The organism is Streptomyces carpinensis (assembly GCF_002154505.1).
GTDB classification, from domain to species: Bacteria; Actinomycetota; Actinomycetes; order Streptomycetales; family Streptomycetaceae; genus Streptomyces; species Streptomyces carpinensis.
This window is the reverse complement of record NZ_MUBM01000695.1, coordinates 1-801: the sequence shown is the minus strand read 5'-3', so window position 1 is coordinate 801 and position 801 is coordinate 1. Positions and strand designations below refer to the sequence as shown.

General features: G+C 77.3%; 1 pseudogene. It reads right to left on the bottom strand.

The features are described from left to right. Positions 1 to 801, bottom strand: a pseudogene (locus BZY54_RS48005) (protein phosphatase 2C domain-containing protein); the annotation flags it as partial.

The following is an 801-nucleotide window of genomic DNA, read 5'->3' as shown; positions in this document are numbered from 1 at the left end:
GTCGCCCTCCGGGGTCTCGGCCGGTTCGGACAGCCGCCCCTTGGCCCCGGGGCCCTCGGGAACGTCCGGCTCGATGTCCTGCCACTCGCCGCCGCGCAGCCGGAACAGCCCGCCTCCGCCGACGCCGAAGAAGACGNNGTCGGCGGGCAGGAGCAGACAGCGCAGGGTGGCCGCGTACTCCTCGGGTTCGACGCCCTGTTCGGCGGCGCTGGCGCGGAGTCTGCCGAGGCTGCGGTCGGTGAGGCGGTGCAGGCCCGACTTGAGTTCCCCGCGCCGGGCGGCCCGGATGTCCTCGGCCAGCCGGGCGTGACTGCGGCCCACGGCCCGCGCGATCCACCGGCACACCTCGGCCGCCGCACGGTGCGCGTCCGGGGCGGCACGGGCGCCGGTCGCCATCGCGACGAGGACCAGCGCCTGCTCTCCCTGACCGAACCGCGCGGTGAGCAACGCGTCCCGGCGCGGCTCGCCCCGGTAGCGGGGAGAGTCGCCCCGGATGGACACCGCCCGGAGGGTGCAGGCTCCGTAACGGGCGCCGTCCAGCACGGNNCACGACCGGCAGTGCGGTGGGTTCGGCGTCGTAGGTGGGCGGCCGGGAACCGACGTGGGCGACGGTGACCGGCGGGGCCTGGGGGACGTCGGGCCCCTCCTCGGGACCACCTCCGGGCCCCTCCACGGCTTCGGCGTCAGGGGCCGAGGGCGCGACACGGATCTCGTCGATCGGCTCGGGCGGTCCTGTGACGGCAAAGAGGCTCCCCGGTCCCGCGGAGGGCTCCGGCGCGGGCGCGTCGGGGTCGGGGGCGG